The 25,321-nt window shown below is 66.0% G+C and carries 6 protein-coding genes and 2 pseudogenes; 6 read left to right on the top strand and 2 right to left on the bottom strand.

Annotated elements, in window-relative coordinates; genetic code table 11:
• Window positions 1–333 precede the first annotated feature (333 nt).
• Window positions 334–8,985: pseudogene (gene xopAD, locus LN450_RS04275) on the top strand (XopAD/skwp family type III secretion system effector).
• 394 nt (window positions 8,986–9,379) lie between these two features.
• Here the strand turns inward: xopAD and LN450_RS04270 are convergent.
• Entirely contained in the window at window positions 9,380–11,194 is a 1,815-nt protein-coding gene (locus tag LN450_RS04270; RefSeq protein WP_011349070.1) for a GspE/PulE family protein, read from the bottom strand.
• 89 nt (window positions 11,195–11,283) lie between these two features.
• Between LN450_RS04270 and glyQ the strand changes: the two genes are divergently transcribed.
• The 3 genes from glyQ to LN450_RS04255 all read left to right on the top strand — a co-directional run bounded on the left by glyQ (window position 11,284) and on the right by LN450_RS04255 (window position 16,357).
• Window positions 11,284–12,192: a glycine--tRNA ligase subunit alpha gene (glyQ, locus tag LN450_RS04265; protein WP_008577775.1), complete on the top strand. Its 909-nt coding sequence runs from the start codon at window positions 11,284–11,286 to the stop codon at window positions 12,190–12,192.
• A gap of 317 nt (window positions 12,193–12,509) precedes the next feature.
• Window positions 12,510–14,750 carry a glycine--tRNA ligase subunit beta gene (gene glyS / locus LN450_RS04260; protein ID WP_011349069.1) on the top strand — a complete coding sequence of 747 codons (2,241 nt, stop codon included), beginning with the start codon at window positions 12,510–12,512 and terminating at the stop codon, window positions 14,748–14,750.
• Window positions 14,750–16,357: a tetratricopeptide repeat-containing sulfotransferase family protein gene (locus LN450_RS04255; RefSeq protein ID WP_011349068.1), complete on the top strand. Its 1,608-nt coding sequence runs from the start codon at window positions 14,750–14,752 to the stop codon at window positions 16,355–16,357. Before glyS ends, LN450_RS04255 begins: the two co-directional genes overlap by 1 nt.
• A gap of 252 nt (window positions 16,358–16,609) precedes the next feature.
• Here the strand turns inward: LN450_RS04255 and LN450_RS04250 are convergent.
• A pseudogene (locus tag LN450_RS04250) lies at window positions 16,610–19,298 on the bottom strand (TonB-dependent receptor domain-containing protein).
• 237 nt (window positions 19,299–19,535) lie between these two features.
• Here LN450_RS04250 and LN450_RS04245 point away from each other — a divergent pair.
• Window positions 19,536–21,317, top strand: a complete 1,782-nt coding sequence (locus LN450_RS04245; protein WP_011349065.1) for an autotransporter assembly complex protein TamA — start codon at window positions 19,536–19,538, stop codon at window positions 21,315–21,317.
• Entirely contained in the window at window positions 21,314–25,168 is a 3,855-nt protein-coding gene (locus tag LN450_RS04240) for a translocation/assembly module TamB domain-containing protein (protein WP_011349064.1), read from the top strand. The genes LN450_RS04245 and LN450_RS04240 overlap by 4 nt, the downstream gene beginning before the upstream one ends.
• Window positions 25,169–25,321 lie beyond the last annotated feature (153 nt).

The following is a 25,321-nucleotide window of genomic DNA, read 5'->3' as shown; positions in this document are numbered from 1 at the left end:
TGATGGTAGCGGTGGTCGCCGACTGGTGCATGTCCTGGATATCGGCAGACAAACGCACGGCTGGAATGACAGTGCCTCTGCGCCGTCGCCGTGGTCAGGTCGACGCAAGGTTCGGCGGGATTGGTGTGGAAAAACATCGGATCGTGCATACCCTTCAGAACACTGCGCTTGACGCCAGCGGAGCACGTCGCCGTGCCGGCGTGCTGCATCCCACGCGTTCGATCCATGCAATGTAGTAGGGCCATTGGCCCAACGCGCAGCGGGCGTCGCACACGTCGTCGGCGCTTCGTATTGAAGAAGTCGCTCGCGGGCAGATTGACTAAATTTCCGGGCATGAAAACCCATGCCACCAATCCAACTGCGTTCCGCACAAACTCGCCCTACGCTCATGCCGAAAAGTCCGGGCTAACGGAGGATCAGTCAGCAGCCAGCAGCAGCGGCGCGCAGCAACCGCTTGGACGGCCGCCTAGAAAACGGCAGAGGATGGAGTCGGATGACCCAAGGGCCTCGACGCGCGACAGGCAGCCCTTTACGGCAAACGCCTTAAAGAAAGAGGAAATCGATGCCAGCGAAGGCGCATGGGACAGGCGCTTTCGGCCGTGGCAGCCGGCTGCCGTCAAAAACGCGCGCATCAAAACCGAGGGCTACCCGGATAGGGCGACTGACGACGTCGGCACGTCGTCAGCGCAGCATCGGCCACAACGCTCGTCGCAGCATTATGGTGTGGAGGCAAGGGCATTTCGGCCGCGCGAACCACCGTTCGAATGGTCCGCCAGAAAGCGACCACGTGAAGAGCAGGCGCCATCCCGGCAGCCAAAGCGGCCATTCCATGGCATGGGGCTGACGACCGAGGATCTGCGTAGGGCCGAACATCAGCTGGACTGGGCGGCAAAAAAACGGCTACAGGCGCAGCGACAGCAACAGCAGCGACAGTTGAGCGAGCCCCACGGAATCGGGAGGAACCACAACGCGGGCCGGTGCGTGTCGATGGCATATGACAACGAGCTGGCGCATCGCATGCGTGGCGGGATGGCGTTGCCCTTCCTGGAAGAGAGTGTCAACGCGCAAGTCAACGCGCAGCGGCTGGACAAATATCTTCAGTTGATTGCCACTGCACGGCGCGCCAGGGCAGGCGTGACGCCCGGCGATCTGGATCGTTGCACCGAGCTCGCGGCGCAATACCTGTTTGGGACCGGATGGTTCGAAGGGGCATCGCTGGCGCAGCTGGCGCATCTGGGCAACAAGCTGAGCAAGCACCCGAATCAGCCCGCATGCATGGAGGCAATCGCGTGGATCGCCGGAGAGCTCACGCAGGTTGACGATCTGGTGGGGCTGGGAGGCTACCCGTCGGTTCTGCTTCTGAATGCCTTCTCGAAGAATCTCGACAGCGGCCGGTGTGAGCGCGCGGTGGCGCGTCTGGCCCGTCATCTGCGACGTGACGACCACGCCCGGCAGACTCTGAATGCGCAGAACATCAGCCTGGCACTCAATGCCCTCAGCAAGTGGTCCGATAACCCAGAGTGCCAGGCGACGGCACACCGGTTTGCCGCGCTTGTCGCCAGCGACTATCGCCTGCGTTGCGCCATGGATGCCCAGAGCGTGGCGACCGCGCTCAACGCCCTGTGCAAATGGCCCGACACGCCGGACTGCGGGAATGCCGTCAGCGCGCTCGCCGAGCGGTTGGCCGACGAGTCCAGATTGCGCAAGGAACTGAAACCGCAAGAACTGGGAAACGCGCTCAACGCCCTGAGCAAATGGGCCGACACCCCGGTCTGTGCAGCTGCCGCCAGTGCGCTGGCCGAACGGTTGGTGGACGATCCCGGCTTGCGCAAGGCCCTGGACCCGATCAACGTGAGTCAGGCGCTTAACGCGCTGAGCAAATGGGCCGATATACCGGTGTGTGCGGCCGCCGCCAGCGCACTGGCCGAGCGGTTGGCCGACGACCCCAAGCTATGCCGGGCCCTGAATGCGCGAGGCCTGTCCAATGCGCTCAACGCCCTGAGTAAATGGCCCGACAGCCAGGTCTGTGCGGTGGCCGTCAGTGCGCTGGCCGAGCGGGTCGCCGACGACCCCGAGCTGCGCAAGGACCTGGACCCGCAGGGCGTGTCCAACGTGCTCAACGCGCTGAGCAAATGACCCGACACCCCGGTCTGTGCCGCCGCCAGTGCGCTGGCCGAACGCGTGGTCGACGATCTCCAATTGCGCGAGGGTCTGGACGCGCAAGGTGTGGCCAACGCGCTCAACGCGCTGGGCAAATGGCCGGATATACCGAGCTGTGCGCAGGCCGCCAGCGCGCTGGCCGGGCGGCTGGCCCACGATCCCGAGCTGTGCAAGGCCCTGGACCCGACCAACGTGACCCAAGCGCTGGACGCGCTGAGCAAATGGCCCGATACACCGATCTGCGGGCAGGCCGCCAGTGCGCTGGCCGCGCGGCTGGCCCACGAGAGGAGGTTGCGCAAGGCCCTCAAGCCGCAGGAAGTGGTCATCGCGCTCCATGCGCTGAGCAAATGGCCCGACACGCCGATCTGCGGAGAGGCCGCCAGCGCGCTCGCCGAGCGGGTGGTCGACGAGCCCCAGTTGCGCAAGGCGCTCGACGCACACATGGTTGTCACCACGCTCAAGGCCTTGAGCAAATGGCCTGACAAGCAGGTCTGTGCGGTTGCTGCCAGCGCGCTGGCCGGGCGGCTGGCCGACGAGCCCCAGTTGCCCAAGGACCTGGACCGGCAAGGTGTGGTCATCGCGCTCAACGCGTTGAGCAAATGGCCGGACACGGCGGTTTGTGCTGAGGCCGTCAACGCGCTGGCCGAGCGGCTGGTCGACGAGCCCGACCTGCGCAAGGAACTTGGCCCGGTCGACGTGACCAACGTCTTGAACGCCTTGAGTAAATGGCCGGGCACCGAGGTCTGTGCGGAAGCTGCCCGCATGTTGGCAGGGCGCCTGGTCGGCGATCGCCAGTTACGCAAGGCCTTCAATGCACTGGACGTGGCCAACGCGTTGAATGCCTTGAGCAAATGGCCTGACACCCCGGTCTGTGCCGCCGCCGGTGCGCTGGCCGAGCGGCTGGCCGCCGATCCCGGGTTACGCAAGGATCTCAATCCATTGGACGTGGCCAATGCGCTCAATGCCCTGAGTAAATGGCCCGGCACGCCGGTCTGTGCGGCCGCTGCCAGCGCACTGGCCGCACGGGTGGCTGCCGATCCCAGGTTACGTAATGCCCTGAGTGCGCATGGCGTGGCCACCGTGCTCAACGCCCTGTGCAAATGGCCCGACAACCAGGCCTGTGCAGCCGCCGCCAACATGCTGGCCGAGCGGCAGCTACGCGAGCCCGCTTTGCGCGACGTGCTCAAGCCGCGAGAAATGACCAACGCGCTTAACGCCCTGAGCAAATGGCCCGACACGCCGGCCTGTGCGGGCGCCGCCAGCGCGCTGGCCGCACGGGTGGCCGACGATCCCAGGTTGCGCGTGGCCTTCGACGTGCAGCAGGTGGCCACCGTGCTCAACGCCCTGAGCAAATGGCCCGACAACGCGGCCTGTGCGGCCGCCGCCGGCACGCTGGCTGAGCGCTTGGCCGACGAACCCGAGTTACGCCAAACCCTGACCGCCCATGGCGTGGCCACCGTGCTCAACGCCCTGAGCAAGTGGCCCAACGTGCCGGTCTGTGCGGCCGCCGCCCGTGCGCTGGCCGAGCGGCTGGCCGACGAACCCGAGTTACGCAATGCCCTGAGTGCGCATGGCGTGGCCACCGCGCTCAACGCGCTGAGCAAATGGCCGGACATGCCGGTCTGCGCGGCCGCTGCCAGTGCGCTGGCCGAGCGGCTGACCGAGGATCCCGACCTGCGCAAGGCGCTGGACGCTTCCAACCTGCCCCAGGTGCTCAACGCGCTGAGCAAATGGCCGGACGTGCCGGTCTGTGGCGAGGTGGTCGGCGCGCTGGCCGAGCGATTGGCCGACGATCCCGCGTTGCGCGATGCGCTCAACCCGCTAGGGGTGTCCAATGCGCTCAACGCGCTGAGCAAATGGCCCCAGATGCGGGTCTGTGCGGCTGCCGTCGAGGCGCTGGCCGCACGGCTGGCCGACGAGCCCGGGTTGCGCAGGGATCTGGATCCGCAAGGCGTTGGCAACGCACTCAACGCCCTGAGCAAATTGCCCAACGTGCCGGTCTGCGTGGCCGCCGCCAGCGCGCTGGCCGAGCGGCTGACCAACGATGCCGGCTTGCGTCGTGCCTTCGACCCTATCAACGTGAGCCAAGCGCTCAATGCCCTGAGCAAATGGCCCGGCACGCCAGCCTGCGAGACCGCCATCGACGTCCTGGCGGCGACGCTGGCCGACGATCCCGATTTGCGCAAGGCCCTGGAACCGCAAGGCGTGGCCGTGGCGCTCAACGCGCTGAGCAAATGCCTCGCCCGGCCGGTGTGCCAGTCGGCATTCGTGCTGCTCGCCGAGCGTGCAGGCTCGGCCGAGCTGCCCTGGCGGCAGTTCCAGATGCGGGGGATCGCGGTGTTGGCCAACGCGATGTCCCGGCTGTCGCTTCTGGACGAAGAGGACGACGAACAGTTCCGGACCCTGCCTGTCGCCAAGCTGCAGGCGATGGCTGGGCACCTGGACCTGCACCGTCAGCAGTTTGCGTCCGCTTCGGCCACCGACATCGGTGTGCTCTTCAAGGCCCTTGCATCGGCGCGGCTTCAGCGCTGGATGCGTCCGCTGGGACAGCCAGCGCTGGAGCGGCTTGCAGGACTGATCGGGGACGATGGATTACGCCAGACCAGCCTAGAGGGGATCGGCAGCCTCTGCATGGGACTGTTGCCGCTGATCCGCAGTCCGGAGCTCAGGCCCCGCCATCGGGGCCAGGCATTGCACGTGTTCAATACGTTGCAGCCCATCGTCGCGCGCAAGATCGACCTGTACCTGCGCGGCGACGGCGCACGCGCGTCGGCCGGCATCGAACAGCATGCAACGCGCTGCCCGGCGCTGACCTTCTACCAGGTGCTCAAGGCCTACGCGGTGGTGAGCCGGCAATGGAAAGCGCGCCATCTTGACGGCCCGCGCAAGCAATTGCGCCAGCGCCGCGACGAGTTGGTGAAGTGGGTGGACCTGACGCTGGCGCGCACGCGCGAGGCGATCGAGGCGGACCTGGGCGAGATGAGCTGGAACCTGATCGCGCAGATCGAGGCCGGTGAGCAAGTGTTCGACGTCCTGGACCTGCGCATGGCCAAGGAAGCGCAGGCGATTACCCGGGCCCATCCACCGACCCGCTTTGACCTGGACAGCGGGCGCTTGAGCATGGCCTCGGTTCCCGGCCGGCCGGTGGCGCCGGCGCCCGGCCGCGGCAGCACGACCCATGTGGTGGTCGATCTGGTGGGCAAGGAGCTGTCGACCAACCGGTCCGAATCGGACAAGCCGTATTCGCTGTTTGCGCGCCTGACCGGGCTGCCGCTGGTGGAAGTGCAACTGCCTGGCGAGCTATCGACCTTCATGCTGGCGCGGACCTTCAACTACAACGGCGAGCCCTGGCGCTTCGACATGTTCGGCGGAAGCCGCGCGGCGCGCGGCAAATCCGGTAGCCACAGCCTGGTGCTGTCCCAACGCAAGGAGTCGGCGTCGCTGTTGCCGGCGTTTCGCTATGCCGACACCGCCCCGGGCAGCAGCCTGATGCATCTGGCGGCCAAGCTCGCTCCGCAACGCGAGGACTGGTCGCGCATGCAGCGCTCGCTGCTGGAGATGGTGCCCAGTGACCACGTCGTGGAAGGCACGCTGCGCCTGGGCGTATTCGATGACGTCGAGGGCCCTGCGCATCCGTTCAAGCCGTTGGCCGTGGATGGCACTGCCCTGGCGTTGTGCCCCAACGATGGTTGCGGCTTCCTGAAACTGGAGGTGGCCTTGGCCATTCCGGCCTTCCGCAAGCATTACGACGCCTGGCACGCCGTGCAGGCAAACCAGGCCACGGAGGAGCAGCGCGAGCTGGTGGCCAAGGACAAGGGTCCTTCGATGATGCCGGCACAGGCGCTGCAGCATTACCCGCGCGATGCGGCGGCGCTGGAAGAGGCGCACGCGGCGATGCAGGACCGGCTGCAGACACTGGAGCCGACAGGCGATGATCCGCTGTGGGTGTACAGGCCGCTCATCGGCGGTGGCTACCAGGGTCAGCGGGTGCGGGCGGTGCCGTCGGCCGACGACAAGGTGCATCTGCCGCAGCAGCGCAGCCAGGCCTTCGACGTCACGGGCGGCCCGTTGCTGCTCGGCAAGCCGCCCTACGACAAGGAGAATCTGCTGCCGGTGCCGGAGCAGCGCATCGCCACCGTGGCCACGGGCGACGCCACCGCCGCGTTCCTCTCCCAGTGCTTCGGCATCCAGTACAGCTACACCGGTTTCGATGATCGTTCCGGCGTCGATCCGCAGATGCTGCACAGCAAGGGCATGCTGGTGGTGGTGCCCGAGCAGCAGTGGCCGGCTGAGTTCAGCGACACCGACCTGGCCTGCTCCAAGGAAGATCTGAAGACGCTGTCGTGCTGGACAAACGGCCGTGACCGCGGTGCCTTGCCGCGCGACATCCTCAGCACCGGTAGCCTGCGGCTCAAGGACATCGTGGAGCCTGGGCGCCTGGGCGCACTGCCGATCGAGGAGTTGCGCAAACGCAATATGGATACCGACGGCGACGACGCCTTCGTCTACGCAGGCTATCCCAAGCTGGCCGCGCTGATTTCGCGGGTGATGGTGGATCGCCAGGCCCGGCGCGGCCGGCAACAGTCCTTCAAGCCGCCGAAGACGGCCACGCCGGCCATCGACCCGGTCAGCGGCCACTACCAGCCCGGGCGGTTGGCCGAGATCATGGCCCTCAAGCGCGGTCAGCGCATCACCTCGGCGGCCGCCACGCTGGAGGCGCGCTTCCTGGCACAACCGGACGAACTGCGCGAAGCAATGGCGCGCGACATGATGTTCGGCACCTATGATGGCATCGAGCGCGGGTTGCGCAACGGTTTGCGCGAGCTGCTCGAAGAGCCGGTCCGCGATCCGGTGGTGTTGGCCACGCTGCGCGTGCAGGCACGCGAGGCGATCGAACGCGCCCACCTGCCGGAGGCGCGTGAAGCTGCCGAGTTGCTGCACGCGCAGCTGCTTGCGCTTGAGACGGACCCGGCCGCCGACAGCGCCGCGCCGGCGTTGCCCGAGGCCCTGGCGTAGGCGTTTCCCGGTTTGGCCAAGGCCTACGAGTCCGCCTCTGGCGTGGAGGCGCGCATCCACGCCATCCTGGACAACTACCCGGTGTGCCGGCTGTCGCATGCGCAGTTCCCGGACGGGCAACCCGGGCTCGTCCCCGGCGAGCCGGAACTGACCATGCGCAACCTGTTCACCATCGCGAGCAAGGTCGGCACCGATGCGCTGAAGTCCGACACTGGCACGGCACTGTTCGCCAAGATCGTGGAGGCCTGCGAACGTTCCGAGCGGAACTTCGCCGAGCGAGTTCGCAGCGTGCCCTACAGCAGGGCGACCGCCCGGGCCATGCAGGACGGGCGCTTCGATCCCGAGCAGACCAGGCTGCTGCTGCAGCGCATGCCGTCGATGGCCGCTGGCGTCATGGAGTACTCGCTTGAAGCGCTCCAGCAGGCCGGCTGGATCGACCGGCCGCAGCCGCCGGCCGAGCGGCTGCGCGCCGTGCAGCCGCAGGACATTGCGGTAGAGGCACAGGCCTTGCTCAGGCGCGCTCGCCAGATGGAGCCGCAGGTCACCGACATGCTGCAGAACATCGCCGCGCGCCATGGTGGGCAACTGGCCGGCACGCAGCATCAACTGAAGTCATACGGCTCGTTGCAGGACAAGCTCAAGCAGCGGGTGGCGCTGAAGAAGCAGTCGTTGGACGAGGCGGCAGCCAGCGTCAACGACGCGCTGCGCTACAGCGTGGTGCTGGAACCGCAGGGCTTTACCGCCGGCCTGCGCGCCGTGCTGGCCGCACTGGACGATCAGGGCCATGCACGGGTCAAGCTGACCAATCAATTTACTGAATACCCGCCAGTCTTCAAGGCCATCAATGTCACGCTGCGCAGCCCTGAGGGTGCGCTGTGGGAGATCCAGTTCCACACGCCGGAGACCTTCGCGCTGAAGGAGCGCTTCCACGATCTGTACAAGCACGCCCATGCGCTGGCGCTTGGCGGCGCATCGCGGTCCGAGCAGCGCAAGCTACAGGCGCCTGCGCTGGAGGCCTTCAAGCGTGTGGCCTCGCCGCCGGGGTGCGAGGAGATCGACGACTGGCAGGAAGAGACCGTGCCGGCGTTGGCAAGCACGCCGCCGGCGCTTGCCTCCGAACAGAACGCCGTCAATACAGGCGCATCGCCGGCACACAGCGTGTTCCATGCCGCCACACGCAAGCAGGCGTCGCTGACGCCGGTGCTCGACACGCTGGCCGACGGCTTGGGCGCGCGGCTCTGGGGCAACGTGCGCTACAACGCCAGCCAGGGCCGGATCGAGCAAGTGCAACACGACCCGTTCCAGAAATCGGTCGCCTCGATCAAGGACAAGATCCGGCGCCATCAGCGCGCCGGCATGACAACAGAACAGGCCACGCAACGCGTGGGCGATGCGCTGCGCTATGCGCTTGAGTTGCCGTCCGAAGGTTTCGTGGCGAAGGTGCAGGCGGCCCAGGACGCACTGCGTCGGCAAGGGATGACGTGCGTGAAGCTGCAGAATTACTTTACCTCGGGAGATGGCACCTACCGGGGCATCAATGCCAGCTTCACCGATGCCGAGGGCTACGCGTTCGAAGTGCAGTTCCACACGGCCGAGAGCTTCAACGCCAAGGCGCAAACGCATCTGTCCTACAAGCGGATGCAGTTGGCGCAGACACGCCTCGACAAGGAGCGGCAAAAACCCCGGCCCGATCCGGTCAGGTAGGCAAAACTGACGCAGGAAATCGCAGGGCACCGACAGGCGATGCACGAGATGACGGCCAGGGTGAGCAAGCCCGCCCACATCGAGCGCCTCGGAGGCCGCGTATGAGGACCCATCAACGCGCAAGACCTGGCGAATCTGCGGCTCTCAAGCCGGTTTAGCTGCGCGCCGGACGATATCTCCGCCCTCAAGGCACGAGCGCCGAGTGCCACTGGGGCGGGAATCACGCGCGTGCGGCTCGCAGGCGCGGGCGAACGCGTCGATCGCCGTCATGCCGATCGACCGCGACGTGTGCGAGACCGGCGTGCACTCCGGAGGCGTTGCTGCATGCATGCCACGCAACCGTGCACCTGAGCGAACACGAGCACCCGGCAGGGATCGGTCCTGCCGCCAGCACAGAAGTTTTCAACCGAATCCCACTGCCCTCGACCCCTCGCCGCGTCGAAGGTCCCTACGGATCATGCGCGCGCAAGCGGCGTGGTCGTCAGGACGAAGGAGGCGTCTATTCCCGCGGCGGCAACACCGACAGCACTTCTTCGATGGTGGTCAGCCCGGCGGCGACCTTCTCCAGGCCGGTGCGGCGCAACGTGCGCAGGCCTTCGCCGCGGGCAGCCTGGCTGAAGCTGGCAAGTTCCGTGTCGGGGCGGATGAGGGTACGCAGGCGCGGGCTGACCGGCAGCAGTTCGTACAGGCCCACCCGGCCCAGGTAACCGGTGCGGCGGCATTCCAGGCAACCGACCGGTGCGTGCACGTTGAGCGGTTCCGGCAGCGCTTCGCCGGGCTCGCGGATGGCCGCCCAGTCGGCGTCGCTGAGCGTATGCTGGCGCTTGCAGTGCACGCACAGCGTGCGCACCAGCCGCTGCGCCAGCACGCCGTTGAGGGTGGAGGCCACCAGGTAGTGCGGCACGCCCAGGTCGAGCAGACGGGTGATGGCCGAAGCGGCATCGTTGGTGTGCAGCGTGGACAGCACCAGATGCCCGGTGAGCGAGGCCTGCACCGCCATCTGCGCGGTTTCCAGGTCGCGGATTTCGCCGATCATGATGATGTCCGGGTCCTGGCGCAGCAGCGTGCGCACGCCGCTGGCGAAATCCAGGTCGATGTTCTGCTGCACCTGCATCTGGTTGAATTCCGGCGCGATCATCTCGATCGGGTCTTCCACGCTGCACACGTTCACGTCCGGCGTGGCCAGGCGCTTGAGCGTGGAATACAGCGTGGTGGTCTTGCCCGAGCCGGTGGGGCCGGTGACCAGCACGATGCCGTGCGGGCGCTCGACCAGCGCGCTCCAGCCGGCGGCCTCTTCCGGACTGAAGCCGAGCTGCTCGATGCTCTTGAACGCCGAATCCGGGTCGAAGATGCGCATCACGCATTTCTCGCCGAAGGCGGTGGGCATGGTGGACAGGCGCATTTCCACCTCGCGCCCGCCCGGCGAGCGGGTCTTGATGCGGCCATCCTGCGGGCGACGGCGTTCGGCCAGATCCATGCGCCCGAGCACCTTGATGCGGCTGACCACCGCCGTCATCACCGACGGCGGCACTTCCAGCACCTTGTGCAGCACGCCATCGATGCGGAAACGCATGCGTCCGACCTCACGCCGCGGTTCCAGATGGATGTCGCTGGCGCGCTGCTCGTAGGCGTACTGCAGCAGCCAGTCGACAATGTGCACGATGTGGTGGTCGTCGGCATTGACGTCGCCGGCGCGGCCCAGTTCCACCAGTTGCTCGAAGCTGGGCAGGCCGGCGTTGGGTTCGGTGCTGCGCGCATCGCTGCGCGCGCCGCGTACCGACTGGGTGACACCGAAGAACTCCATGGTGTAGCGATGCAGATCCAGCGGGTTGATCAGCGCCAGCTCGATACGGCGCCGGCTCAGGTGTTGCACGTCGGCCAGCCACTCCAGCGCCAGCGGCTCGCTGGTGGCGATCAGCACGCGCTCGGCATCCAGCGCCAGCGGCAGGATGCGGTGGCGGCGCGCATACGCATGCGAGACCACGCCGGTGACCGCGGCCACATCGATACGGGTGGGGTCGATGCGCAGATAGCGCAGCCCGGTGCGGGTGGCCAGCCATTCGGTGAGCCGTTCCAGGCCCAGCTCGCCGGCCGGCGGTTGCGCGGCGTGCAATTTCAGATTGGCCAGCAGCACCAGCGGATGCACATCGCTGGCGGTGCGCGCGCCGCTGGCGGAGAACTGCACGCGCTCGTGTTCGTGCGGTACCACCATGCCGTCGGCCAGCAGGGCCGCGGCCACCGGGTCGAACATCAGCCGGCCGCGCGGCAGCAGTGCCACGGCGTTATCCGGGTCGGCGGTACGCCGCTGTTCCATGCGTGTTTTCCCCAGCAGCGGTGCTGCGCGGCAAAGCGCCGCGGGTCGGCCGGTATACTAGCGCACCCCTTCCGTACGGCCTTTGCTGCATGTCCGATTCCCGGCGCGTTCCAATCACTTTCCAGGGCCTGATCCAGACCCTCAACCAGTACTGGGCCGAGCAAGGCTGCGTGCTGATCCAGCCGCTGGACCTGGAAGTGGGCGCGGGCACGTTCCATCCGGCCACGTTCCTGCGCGCGCTGGGGCCCGAGCCGTGGAATGCGGCCTACGTGCAGCCTTCGCGCCGTCCCACCGATGGCCGCTATGGCGAAAATCCCAATCGCCTGCAGCGTTATTACCAGTACCAGGTGGCGATGAAGCCCAACCCGGACAACATCCAGGACCTGTACCTGGGCTCGTTGCAGGCGCTGGGCATCGACCCGTTGGTGCACGACCTGCGCTTTGTCGAAGACAACTGGGAATCGCCCACGCTCGGCGCCTGGGGCCTGGGCTGGGAAGTCTGGCTCAACGGCATGGAAGTGACCCAATTCACCTACTTCCAGCAGGCCGGCGGGCTCGAGTGCAAGCCGGTGCTGGGCGAGATCACCTACGGCCTGGAACGGCTGTGCATGTATCTGCAGAGCTGCGACAACGTCTACGAGCTGGTGTGGACCTACGGCCCGGACGGCGCGGCGGTGACGTACGGCGATGTGTACCACCAGAACGAGGTGGAGCAGAGCACCTACAACTTCGAGCACGCCAATGTGGCCGAGCTGTTCCATCGCTTCGACGCCTGCGAAGCCGAAGCCAGGCATCTGGTCGAGGTCGGCCTGCCGCTGCCGGCGTACGAGCAGGTCACCAAGGCCAGCCACGCCTTCAACCTGCTGGATGCGCGCCGCGCGATCAGCGTGACCGAACGCCAGCGCTACATCCTGCGCGTGCGCGCTTTGGCCCAGGGCGTGGCGCAGGCGTACTACGCCCAACGCGAGAAGCTGGGATTTCCTGGTGTGAAGAAATAACCGAGAGCCCCTCTCCCACCGGGAGAGGGGGTGGGGTGAGGGGACGGGGCGTAGCCCTCATGCACCCAACCTCCACAGAGCTTCGCCCGTCCCCTCATCCGCCCCTGCGGGGCACCTTCTCCCCCATGAAGGGGGACAATGTCCCGGTGGGAGAAGGGGCTAGCGAGCCCCTCTCCCCTCGGGAGGGGGTTGGGGTGAGGGGACGGGGCGCAGCCCTCATGCACCCAACCTCCACAGAGCTTCGCCCGTCCCCTCATCCGCCCCTTCGGGGCACCTTCTCCCGCAGGGAGAAGGGACTACGCAAAGGTCCATGTCATATGAGCGAACAACTTCCCCTGCTGATCGAACTGGGCACCGAAGAGCTGCCGGTCAAGGCGCTGCCGGGTCTGGAGCAGGCCTTTTTCGATGGCGTGCTGAGCGGCCTGGAAAAGCGCGGCGTTGCCGTCACCCGCGGCGATGCCAAGCCGCTGTCTACCCCACGCCGTCTGGCGGTGCTGCTGCCGGGCGTGGCCACCGAGCAGCCGGAGCAGCGCTCGGAAGTGCTGGGGCCGTATCTCAACATCGCCCTCGACGCCGAAGGCCAACCGACCAAGGCATTGGCCGGTTTCGCCGCCAAGGCCGGTATCGACTGGACCGCGCTGGAACGCACCAGCGACGCCAAGGGCGAGCGTTTCGTGCATCGCGCAGTGACGCCGGGCGCGCGCACGGCCGACTTGTTGCCGGAGATCCTGCGCGAGGCCATTGCCGCGATGCCCATCCCCAAGCCGATGCGCTGGGGCGCGCACGAGTACGCCTTCGCACGGCCGGTGCAATGGTTGGTGCTGTTGTTCGGCAGCGAGGTGATTCCGGCCGAGTTGCTGGGCGTGCGCGGCGACCGCATCACGCGCGGGCACCGCTTCATGCATGGGGGCGCAGTGTCGCTGGCGGCACCCGGCGACTACGTCGATGCGCTGCGTGCGGCGCACGTGCTGGTGGATCCGGACGCGCGCCGTGCCCGCATCGTCGACGAAGTGCAGGCGGCCGTCAGGCAGGCCGGCGGCAGCGCACGCATCAGCGACGACAACCTGGAGCAGGTGGTCAACCTGGTCGAATGGCCGGCGGCGGTGCTGTGCAGTTTCGAACGCGATTTCCTGGCGGTGCCGCAGGAAGCGCTGATCGAAACCATGGAGATCAACCAGAAATTCTTCCCGGTGCTGGACGACGGCGGCACCTTGACCGAGCAGTTCATCGGCATCGCCAACATCCACTCCAAGGACGTGGCCGAAGTGGCCAAGGGCTACGAGCGCGTGATCCGTCCGCGCTTTGCCGACGCCAAGTTCTTCTTCGACGAAGATCTCAAGCAGGGCCTGCAGGCGATGGGCGAAGGCCTATCCAGCGTCACCTATCAGGCCAAGCTGGGCACCGTGGCCGACAAGGTCGCGCGCGTGGCGGCGCTGGCCGAGGCGATTGCACCGCAGATCGGTGCCGACCCGGTGCAGGCACGGCGTGCTGCGGAATTGGCCAAGAACGATCTGCAATCGCGCATGGTCAACGAATTCCCGGAATTGCAGGGCATTGCCGGCCGCCATTACGCCGAGGCCGCCGGCGAACCGAGCGAGATTTCGCTGGCCATCGATGAGGCCTACCAACCGCGTTTTGCCGGCGACGACATCGCACTGTCGCCGCTGGGCAAGGTGTTGGCGATTGCAGAACGGCTGGATACCTTGGCCGGTGGCTTTGCGGCCGGGTTGAAGCCGACCGGCAACAAGGACCCGTTCGCGCTGCGGCGCAATGCGTTGGGGTTGGCGCGGACGGTGATTGAGAGTGGGTTTGATCTGGATTTGAAGAAGCTGCTTGTTGAGGCAAGAAATCAGATCAATGTTCAGGCCAGTGCCAGGCAAACACTCAAGACAGAAGCTGCGCTAAGTAAAGCCAAGGACGCAGGAGCTGCTTTGCCGAAATCTGTCGAGAAGGAAGCACACACGGCGCTGGCACAGTCTGGCCAAGATGCCGAAATCTTCGACTTCATCCTCGACCGCCTACGCGGCTATTACGCCGACAAGGGCGTACCTGCAACGCATTTCAACGCGGTCGCCGCATTGTTCTCCGTCACGTCCGAAGCCGTGCCGACACCGACCAACGTAGGAGCGCACCCGGGCGCGACCCACGCCTCCCTCTACGACTTCGACCGCCGCATCGATGCCATCGGCATCTTTGCCACGTTGCCCGAAGCCGACGCGTTGGCCGCGGCGAACAAGCGCATCCGCAATATCCTGCGCAAGGTCGAGGGCGAGATCCCCGGTGACATCGACACCAGCCTGCTGCGCGAACCGGCCGAACAAGCCCTGGCCGAAGCGGTGGAAGCGGCCATCGGCGACACCGGCGATGCGCTGCACCGCCATGACTATGTCGCCGTGCTCGCACGCCTGGCGCGCCTGCGCCCGCAGGTGGATGCGTTCTTCGACGGCGTGATGGTCAATGCCGACGACCCGCAGCTGCGCGCCAACCGGCTCGCACTGCTGAAGAAGCTCGGCGACCGCCTCGGCAGCGTCGCCGCCATCGAGCACCTATCCAGCTGATGTCCAGGTCGGCGGGCGCGCTGCACTGGCAGGCCGCCCAGGCCGCGTTGGCGCGGCGCGACCTGGGCGTGGCAGCGTCTGCATTGCAGGCGCTGCTGGAGGTGGAACCGACGCATGTGGCTGCACGCGTGCTGCTGGCCGGCACCGTGTTGGCCAACGGCCGCATGCGCGAGGCCGTGACGCAACTCCAGCTGGCCGCTCGCGATGTGGGCGACGATGTGGCGATGCGTTGCCGTGTGGCGCAGGCCTTGTTGCGCGTGGGCGAACATCGCGTGCTGCACGCGCTGCTACGGCATCCCTCGGTGATGCAGTGCCGCGACGACGCGACCTTGGCTTTGCTTGCACACGTGCACCAATCCTTGGGCGAACACGTCGAGGCACTGGCGATGATGCAGCGCGCACAGGCGTGCGGATTCGATGGTCCGGACTTCCGTTTTTTTCTTGCGGTGCAACTGCAGTTCAATGGGCGCCTGGATGAGGCGGCGCAGGCCTTGGAGCAGACCCTGGCGCTGTCGCCCGGCTACGGCCGTGCAGCGCTCGCGCGTGCGCGGCTGCGCCGTCAGACCACCGGCAGCAACCATGTCGCGCAATTACGTCAGCAATTGCAGCTCGCCAAACCCGATAGTGAAGATCGTGCCGGGCTGGCCTTCGCGTTGTACAAGGAGCTGGAGGACCTGGGCGACACCGCTGCCGCCTGGGATGCGCTGCAGCACGGCAATGCAGTGATGCATGCACGTCTGCGCCACGATGCCGATGCCGATGCCGATGCCGATGCCGAGGCAGCGCTGTACGCGCAACTGGGTGACCTGGCTGCGCGGGGCGTGTTCGCAGCGCAAGGCACCGGTGCCGTACAAGGTCCGCAGCCGATCTTCGTGCTCGGCCTGCCGCGCTCGGGCACCACGGTGCTGGAGCGCATGCTGGGCAATCATTCGCAGGTCGTTTCGGCCGGCGAATTGAACGACTTCGGTCATCAGTTGCGTTGGGGCGCCGATCAGGCCGGGCGCAGTCTGCTGGACGCGCCGCTGTTGCAGGCGCTGCCCTCGCTGGATTATGCGCAGATTGGCGCGCGGTATCTGCAACAAACGCAGTGGCGTGCCGGATCGGCGCGCTGGTATATCGATAAATTGCCGGCCAATGCGGTGGCGATCGGCGCGATTGCGCGCGCACTGCCGGGTGCACTGATCGTGCACCTGGTGCGCGAGCCGATGGCGGTATGTTTTTCCAATTACCGCGCGCTGTTCGGCGATTCGTATGCCTACAGTTACGACCTGCACACACTGGCGCGTCACTATCGGGCGTATCACGGCTTGATGGCGCAATGGCGCGCTGCCTTGCCGGGGCGGGTGATCGATGTGGACTACGCGCAGATGGTGCGCGATCCATCCACGGTGCTGCAGCAGTTGATGGCACATTGCGGGCTGGACATCGAGCCGGGGCAGATCGACATCACGCGCAATGCCGCAGCGTCGGCCACGCTGAGCAGCGTGCAGGTGCGCGAGGGCGTGCACAGCCGCAACGTGGAGGAATGGCGCCGCTATGCAGTCCAGCTGGAGCCTTTGCGGCAGGCGTTGTGGCAGGCGGGTCTGATCGATGCTGGCGTGCATTGACAGCAGCCATTAGGTCTTGGGCGGCGCACTAGACGCGCTGCGAGCACGTTTCATCGGCCTCCAGTTCGATGCGCGCCGAAGCAGTCGCCCCGATGGACAGCGGTTGCGCCAGCCGGGTCTGCTTGCGCAACGCCGTTACTGCGTGCTCTGGCATGCAGGCGAGCAACAGTGCCGCAGCTGCCTCACGGTCCAAAAACGCCAGCGGCAGCCGTATTGGCTGCCGCTGGAGGTACGCATGCACAGTGCTGTGGATCAATGCGCGCCGAAGCGCCAGTTCAATTCCAGCATGTAGGAACGGCCGTAGCCGGTGTAGTTGAAGATGTTGTAGTACGGGTAGCTGGTGTAGGTGCGGCCACGGGGCGGACGGGTATTGGCGAGATTGTTGACCGTTGCCGTCAGCGAGATATCGTCGCTGATCGCGTAGTCAGCGTTGCATTGAACGTGGTCCACGCGCCGACCTTGCGTGCTCCTTCCACTGCGTAGCCGTCGGTACTCTGCTGCGACAGAAGGTTCGGTGTGCGGCCGTAACGCTGGCCGAACAAGGTGGTCGTCCACGCATCCTTCTGCCAGGTGACCGAGGCATTGGCGATGGTGCGGAACTCGGAGGAGAAGAACGGTTCGCTGAGCAGGTCGCGTACCGGGTCCTGGGGGAATTGCTGGCTTTCGTGCTTGAGGGTCACGTTGTACTGCGCGTCGAACACGAACAGGCCCCAGGATTCGGTCGCCAGGTTGTACGTCGCCTTGGTGAGCACACCGGAGATTTCCTCGTTGGAAATATTCACCGGATTGATGCGGATGCTACTCAGGCGATTGGGCACCGGTGCATCGGGCCCGGTGCGATCGATCCGCGAAAGCGCGTCCACGCAGGTAGGCGAATTGATGTCCAGGCTGCCTAGGCGGCACGCCGATTCGGTCTGCAGCAGATTGTCGGTGCTCAGATCGCTGACCTTCTGGTCGATCTTGATGTTGTAGTAGTCGGCATTGACGCTGAAGCGTGCGCTTGGCGACCACACCACGCCGGCGCCCCAGGACTTGGCCGTGATCGACTTCAGGTCGCGATTGCCGGCGCGGCGTCCTGAAATCGTGGTGCCAGCGTAGGTGCAATCGGCGATCGGCACGCCTGGTTCTTCCACCGCGCAACGGTAGTAATCGTTGACGCCCTGGAAGAAGCCGCTGTCGCCGGCAAAGCTGAAGGCCATGTCCGGCGCCTTGAAGGCGGTGGCGTAGTTGCCGCGAAACAGCAGCGAGTCGATCGGGCGGAATTCCAGTGCCGCCTTGTAGGTGAATTTGGAATCCCCACCGCCTCCCTGGTTCTTGTAGTCGTCGTAGCGACCAGACAGGTTGGCGGTCAACGTGCTCAGGATCGGGATCCGCGTTTCGAAGGCGGCCGCCCAGTTGTCGCGCTTGCCGCTGCCTTGGGTGCCGGTCAGCTGATAGAAGTCGCCGGCGATGACGCGCGGGTCGGTCGGGTTGGTCCAGTACTGATTGCCTGCCTGCAACACGCCGGCGATGCCAACAGCGCCGGCCGGCAGGTTGAACAGCTCGGTGTTGGTCAGCTGCAGGTTGACGTTCTGGGTCCAGGTTCTGGACTTGGTACGGATTTCGTCGTTGAAGCTGCGGTACTGCGCCGGCGTCAACGCGCGATAGAAGTTGGCATCGTTGGGCGAGTAGATCGGGTAGCCGTAATACTCGCCTTGCGGTGCGCCAAGGAATTGTTCGCGGAAGAAGTCTTCGATGCGATCGGCCAGCGGCCATTGCTGGCGGCTGTCGATGCGGTATTCCGAACGGGCGTAATAGGCATCGTAGGTCCAGTTGCTGGCGCCCAGGCCGCCCTTCAGGCCAATTGCGATGTTGTAGGAATCGGCGGTCTGGCGCTGATTGTTGAAATTCAGATTGCCGGTTTCTTCCGGCGCAAAGATGCGCTGATAGCTTTCCAGCTGCTGGCTGTCCTGGTTGTAGAACAGACCGCCGGTGTCAGAAGAGGCCTGCCAGAACTGCGAGCCACTGTTGACTTCGACCTTGGTGCGGTTGAGCAGCAGGGTCGAATACAGCTCGGTGTTGTCGTTGAATGCATAGCTCAGGTTGGCATAGCCGCTGGCGCTGCGCTCCTTGTTGAGGATGCTGGCATAGCCAGGCTCGGCACGGCTGCTGCAGAAATTGCCACGGTTGGCACGGTTGTCGTATTGCACCGAACCGTTGAACAGCGCGCCCAGCGCGGCGCAGTTGTCGGCACCGGGGTCGATGTAGGTGCGCGGTGTGTTGTGCAGCGCGATGCGCGAGCCGTAGCGCAGGGTCGGGTCCGGGTTGTCGTTGGTGGAATCGAAATCGCGCCGCTGAAAACCGTAGATCGGGTCCTGATTATTGAGCTGCAGCCCCACACGATATTGGCACCGCCGATCTCGTTGCCGCCGGTGAGCTGAAAGCGCTGGTTGTTGCCGCCGCCACCATCGTAGGTGCCCATGCGGTAGTTCATCTGCACGCCGTCCATGCGCTTTTTCAGGATGATGTTGACCACCCCGGCGATGGCGCTGGAACCGTAGATCGAGGACTGGTTGCCGGGCGCCACGTCGATGCGCTCGACCATGCCGACCGGCACGCTGGCCAGATCGACGAAGTTGCTTTGGCCGTTATAGAGCAGCGGGTAGTCGGCCATGGGCCGGCCATCGATGAGCACCAGGGTGAAGCCCGGGTCCAGTCCGAGCAGGCTCAACGACCTGGCGCCCGGAGTAAAGCCGCCGCTGAACTGACCGTCCTGTACCGAGCCAGTGGCCATCGGCTGCGAGCGCAGCACGTCGTAGACGTCCTTGAAGCCGCGGCGCTGGATGTCCTGGGCAGTGATCGAAAACACCGGGGTCGCGGTTTCGATCTGGGAGCGGGGGATCAACGAACCTGTCACGGTGACCTTGTCCAACTGGGTCACGTTACCTTGGTCCTGTGCCATCGCAAGCGATGGCATCGTCAGGGCGGTGCATACGGCGGTAACCAGCAAACGACGCTTCATGAAACGGACCTCTCTCTCAAGGTGTAAACGGGCGAGCAGCAATTGGAGGGCCGCTCGCAATCGATGCCAACGAAACGTTAACAAAACGCCGACTGTAACCACTTCACTCGGCCCCCGTATAGTCGCGCTTGCCTAGATTTTTTGTCCCTTCACGCCGAGGCTGGGTATCCTTTGACGATGCTTAAAGTCGCGTTTGCTCTTTCCTTGCTGTGCACCCTGTTCGTTCCGCTGCAAGCGGTTGCTCGGGCAACCATCGACAAGATCGAAATCAAGGGGTTGGACGGCGGCGACGACGCCGAGATGATCGAGAACATCCAGGTCTCCCTGTCTCTGTATGAGGCCGGGGGCAAGGAGCAGGGCGAATCGCGTCTGGAATATCTGTTGGCACAGGCCGAGCGGCAGACGCGTGAGGCGCTGGAGCCGTTTGGCTATTACTCGCCGACCATTACGCTGGCCGCACCGCGCGCCGGCGACAGGGTGACCGTGGTGATCACGGTGGACCGTGGCGAGCCGGTGCGGGTGCGCACCTCGCATATCTCGATCACCGGCTGGGCCGAGCAGGACCGCTACCTGGGCCAGGACCTCAAGCAGTTCGAGCCGCGCGAGGGCCAGGTCTTCAGCCATCCGCAATACGAAGCCAGCAAGGTGCGCATCACCCGGCGCCTGGCCGAGCGTGGCTACTTCGATGCCGACTTCACCCAGCGCCGCGTTGCGATCACGCGTGCCGAGCATGCGGCCGACATCGATCTGAACTGGGACAGCGGCCGCCGCTACGACATGGGCAAGGTGCGCTTCGACTACGACTACTTCCGCGACGGTCTGTTCGAACCGCTGGTGTACTGGGAGGAGGGCAGCTACTACCACGAAGGCAAGCTGGATCGGCTACGCGAGTCGCTGACCAAGCTGGATTACTTCAGCACCATCGATATCCAGCCCAAGCCCGAAGAAGCCGACGACCAGGGCCGCGTGCCGGTGGACGTCAAACTTACCCGCGCCAAGCGCACGGTCTACACCGCCGGCTTGAGCTACGGCAGCGAAAGCGGTGCCGGTGTGCGCGGTGGCGTGGAGCGGCGTTACGTGAACTCGCGCGGCCACAAGATGGACACGCAGCTGGATTACGCGCAGAACCGCAAGAGCCTGACGACAAGTTACCGCGTGCCGGCGTTCCGTTGGCTGGATGGCTGGTACACCGCCTCGGCGCGGCTGTACGACGAGCAGACCGATTACATCGACCTGCGCAACGTCAAATTCACCGGCAGCCGCAGCGGCCAGATCAACGAGCGTTGGAGCGCGATCGCCTCGATCAACGCCTTGCGCGAGCGGTGGCGTTTCAGCAGCGGCGACGATTTCGAAGGCGCGGTGTACGAGACCTCCACCCTGATCTATCCGCAGTTGCAGGCCAACTACGTCAATGTCGACGACCGGCTGTTTCCGCGCAGCGGCGTGTCGGCGCAGATGTTCATCCGCGGCGGCGCCGAAGGTGCCGGCTCCGATACCAACTTCGGCCAGCTGTACGGCCAGCTGCGCTGGTTTCTGGGCGCCGGCGACAACAGCCGGTTGATCCTGCGCGGCGAAGGTGGCACCACCTGGACCAGCGACCTGGTGGCGATGCCGCCGAGCCTGCGCTTCTTCGCCGGTGGCGCGAACAGCATCCGCGGTTATGCGTTTCGCGAAGTCGGCCCGCGTACGCCCAAGCCCGATGAATTCGCGCTGGGTGCCAAGAACGTGGTCACCGCCAGTGCCGAGTACGAGCATTACCTCAAGGGCGGCCCTTGGGGCGGGGCAGTGTTCGTCGATGGCGGCAGCGCCTTCGATGACCGGCCCGACTGGCATACCGGCGTCGGCTTCGGCCTGCGCTGGCGCTCGCCGGTGGGCCCGGTGCGGGTGGATATCGCACATGGCTTGAACGATCCCGACTCGCAGTTTCAGCTCTACATCGATATCGGGGCCAACCTGTGAGCGCACCTTCCCCTACGCCGCCGGCACCGCGTCCGCGCTTCTATCGCCGGCGCCGGTTCTGGGTGGGCTCGGGCCTGACCGTGCTCGGGCTGGTGTTGCTGGCCTTGATCGCGGTCTATTGGCTGCTGCAGACCGTGGCCGGGCGCGAGGTGTTGCTGGCGCAGGTCGTGGCGCGCCTGCCGGTGGGCGCCACGTTTACCTACGGCACCGTCGAAGGCCCGGTGGCCGGCCCGCTGACCTTGCGCGATGTGGACTTCCATTATCAGGACATCCACTTCACTGCAGAACGCGTGTATCTGGAGCCGGACCTGCGCCCGCTGCTGGGGCGCAAGCTGCAGCTGGACGCGGTGCAGGTCAGCAATGCCACGTTGAACCTGGGCAAGAGCGAGGAACCGTTCACCCTGCCCAGCTGGCCCGAGTCGCTGCCGCAGATCAACGTGCCGCTGGCGATCCAGGCCGACAGGATCGATGTGCAGAACCTGCGCATCACCCAGCTGCAGCAGCCGATGATCGTGCTGCACAAGGTGCAGGGCGGGCTCGAGGTCGCCACCGGCGAGCTGCGCACGCGCGATCTGGTGATCGACACCGACATGGGCGACTTCCGCCTGCACGGCGATTACCTGCCCAACGACGACTACCGTGCCGATCTGACTGCCACTGCCGTGCTGCCGGCCGCACGCGGGCGCACCCCGGCCAGCCTGGGGCTGGTGGCACGCGGGGATCTGGACAAGATGGAAGTGGCCATTGCCGGCCGGGCGCCGGCGCCGCTGCAGGCCAGCCTGGTGTTCACCGGCCGCGATGACCCGACCTGGGCATTCAAGGCCGTGACCGAGGCGCTGGATACCTCGTTGTTGATTCCGGCCGCGGAGGGGCAAGCCAACCCGCCGGCCACGCCGATCGCGCTGAACCTGCAGGCGTCCGGCAAGGGCGGCAACGCCGATCTGCACGGCAGCCTCAAGCAAGGAGAGCTGAGCGCCACGCTGCAACCCTCGCATGTCCGCCTGGCCGAGCAGGTCCTCACTGTCGAACCGTTGGTGATCGACACCTTCGAAGGCCGCACGCAACTGCGTGGCACCGCCGATTTCCGCGACACCCAGAATCCGAGTTTCCGGTTTGCGGTCAACGCCAGCGGCCTGCGCTTCATCCCGGCCGCGGATCCGGCCACGCCGGACGCGCCGCTGGTGCCGGTGGAGTTGCAAGACGCACGCCTGGGCGTGGCCGGCACCTTGAAGGCCTGGGCCGCGATCGGCCGCGCCTCCCTGGAGCGCGATGGTCAGCAGGCCGAGCTGGTCTTCGACAGCCGCGGCAACGACCAACGTGCACAGCTCAAGCAGGTGCAGGCAAAAACGCCGGGGGGCGCGCTGGATCTCAGCGGTGAAGTGGCCTGGGCGCCGGAGCTGCAATGGGATGTCAGCGCGCAACTGGCCAAGTTCGACCCGGGCTATTTCGCGCCGGGTTGGAACGGCAACCTGTCCGGCAAGATCGCGTCCAAGGGTCGCCAATTGCCGGCACCTGCCGGCGGTGTCTCGCCGGGGTTCGAGGCCACTGCAGAGATACCCAGCCTGACCGGGCAGCTGCGTCAACGCGCGCTGTCGGGCAACGGCAAGTTCGCGTTGCGCGGCGAACAGGGCGAAGGCGAATTGCAACTGGCGCTGGGGAATAGCCGCATCAACGCCAAGGGCAAGGTGGGCGACCAGCTCGATATCGCCGCGCAGCTGCAGCCGTTGCAGCTGGACGACGTGCTGCCTGGCGCCACCGGCATCGTGCGCGGGCAGCTGCAGGTCAGCGGCAAGCGCGACGCACCCGACATCACCGCCGACATTGCCGGCAACGGCCTGCGTTGGGACACCTATAGCGCGCAGAGCATCAGCCTGCGTGGCCGGCTGCCGTGGCGCGGCAGCGACGGGCAATTGGCCCTGCAAGGCACCGCCATCGAAGCCGGTGTGGTGCTGGATAGCGTGCGCGTGCAGGCGCGCGGAGCGGTGGAGGCCTTGCGACTGGATGCGGACATCGCCAACAGCATGGCCAGCGTCGCCCTGCAGGGCGATGTGCGGCGCAACGGCGAGCGCTGGCAGGGGCAGGTCGCCACGCTGCGCATCGCACCGGCCAAGGGCGATGCCTGGGCGCTGCGCAAACCGGCGCAGTTCAGCACCGATGGCGCCGCGTTTACCTTGTCCGACACCTGCCTGGGCGCGGCCACCGGCGGCGCGCTGTGCGCCAGCGCCAACTGGCCGCGCGAGGGCATGGTGGTGCACGGCGACGCATTGCCGCTGTCGCTGGTGCAGCCGTGGCTGCCCAAGCAGGAAGGTCGGCAGATCTATCTGCGCGGCGAACTGTCGCTGGACGGCAGCTTCAAGCCGCGCGGCAACGCCTGGGAAGGCAGCCTGCGCATCGCCTCGCCCGAAGGCGGCATTCGCTTGGGCGAAACCCGCTACGCGGCAGTGGCCGGCAATCCCAATCGCGGCGAGTTGCTGCGCTACGACCAATTCAGCGTGCAGGCCGATTTCACCCAGCAACAGATCCAGGGCAAGCTCGGTATCGGTTTCCAGGGCGCCGGCTTTGTCGATGCCAAGTTCAATACCGGCTGGGATGCGTACGCGCCGCTCAACGGCGAGCTGTATCTGAACATGTCGCGGCTGTACTGGCTGGAGCTGGTGATTGCCGACGTGGTGCGGCCGAAGGGGCTGGTCGAGGGCCACGTGAGCCTGCGCGGCACCCGCGACAAACCGCTGCTCGGCGGCGATGCCACCTTGAGCGATTTCACTGCCGAATACCCGTCGATGGGTTTGACGCTGAGCGAGGGCAAGGGCCGCTTCGATGCGCTGCCGGACGGCTCGGCCAAGATCACCGCCTCGGCCAAGTCCGGCCCCGGCACGCTCACCGTCGATGGTGGGTTGTCGTGGTTCGGAACCAGCACCCCGTTGCTGCTCAATATCCGCGGCGACAACGTGCTGGCCTACAACACCAGCGAGTTGCGCATCATCGCCAACCCGGACATGCAGTTCGGCATTACCGACAACACCATGCAGTTGCGCGGCAAGGTCACCGTGCCCGAAGCGGACATCGACCTGGAACGCCTGGACCGTGGCACCTCGGTGTCCGAAGACGTGGTGGTGCTGGACCCGGTGGACCCGGAACAAACGCCCGCATCGCCATTGGACATGGACCTGGCCATCGTGCTCGGCGACAAGGTCAACATGAGCGGCTTCGGCCTCAAGGGTGGACTGAGCGGGCAGATGCAGATCCGCGCGCGCCCTGGCCGCGAAATGACCGCCAATGGCGGGCTGGATGTGCGTGGGCGCTACAAGGCCTATGGCCAGGATCTCACCATCACCCGTGGCCAGCTGACCTGGAACAACAACATCGTTTCCGACCCGCGCGTGAGCCTGCGCGCCGAACGCAAGATCGGCGATGTCACCGCCGGCATCGACGTCAGCGGCCGCGCCGAATCGCCGCGTGCCGATGTGTGGTCCGAGCCGGCGATGTCGCAATCGGAGGCGCTTTCGTACCTGGTCCTCGGCCGCGGGCTGTCCACTGCCAGCAGCGACGAAACCCAGCAGGTCAGCGCCGCCTCGGCGGCGCTATCGGCCGGCAGCAGCCTGATCGCCTCGCAGATCGGCGCCAAGCTCGGCCTGGACGAAGCCGGCGTCAGTCAATCAAGCACGCTGGGCTCGGTGGTGGGTTTCGGCAAATATCTCTCGCCCAAACTCTACGTCGGCTACGGCGTGTCGATGGTCGGCGGCGGCTCGGTACTGACGCTCAAGTACCTGCTCAGCCGCGGCTTCGATATCGAAGCCGAATCCAGCACCATCGAGACCAAGGGGTCGGTGAACTGGCGGCGGGAGAAGTAGGCGACGGTGAGCCGGCAGAAACTGCTGGCGACCGATGATGTCTGCCGCCGTTCGCGTGCAGCGCTCGTTGCATGGGTAGAGGATTACATCGGTTGCATCTGCTTTACCTGCGCTGCGCATCGGCATCGATGGCGCGTTGGGTTGTGTCTACTG

The sequence above is a fragment of the Xanthomonas euvesicatoria pv. euvesicatoria genome, assembly GCF_020880415.1.
GTDB lineage: Bacteria > Pseudomonadota > Gammaproteobacteria > Xanthomonadales > Xanthomonadaceae > Xanthomonas > Xanthomonas euvesicatoria.
The sequence above is the reverse complement of the archived record's forward strand: the minus strand, read 5'-3'. Positions and strand labels throughout refer to the sequence as shown.